Genomic DNA, 545 nt, shown 5'->3' on the forward strand with positions numbered 1-545 from the left:
TCAGAACGACGGGCGGCTCTTCGATCTTCGGCGCAACCTCGCCGGCCTTCTCGCCCATGCCGCTCTCGATCAGGGCGGCGACGGCGTCCACGGCGGCAGCGGCGTCAGCGCCGGAGGCGACGATGGAAATGTGGTCGCCCAGCTTGACGGCCAGGGCCATCACCCCGACCGGGCTGCGGGCGCTCGCACGGCGGCCACCGGCCACGATCGAAATCTCGGCCGCGAAGCCCCGCGCAGTCTCGGCGATCCGCGCCGCCGGACGGGCGTGGATGCCATGCGCCAGCGGCACGACGATCTGGCGGCTGATCTCGATTTCGGCGACTGTTTCGACCACCGCAGCGCCCGCCACCGGGACCAGCTCCATCAGGAACCCACCGGCCTGCGTCTCGGCATCCTGCGCCCGCCGGACGATCGAGAACGCCTCGGGATTGGTAATGACCACCGGCGTGATCAGGCTCTTGGCCTTGCGGGCGAGCAGATCCAGATCAAAGCCGATCAGCGCCTCGCCGGCCGAAACCGCCTGGCCCTCGGCGACCTGGACCTCA

Annotated in this window: 1 protein-coding gene; it reads right to left on the minus strand. The window is 70.3% G+C overall.

Annotated features, from left to right (window positions below; all coding sequences use genetic code 11):
- Nucleotides 1-545: HPr family phosphocarrier protein (locus AC2YHT_RS25675; protein ID WP_487292617.1), on the minus strand; the 545-nt coding region annotated here is incomplete at both ends.

This window comes from Caulobacter sp. SRI_008, from assembly GCF_057586355.1.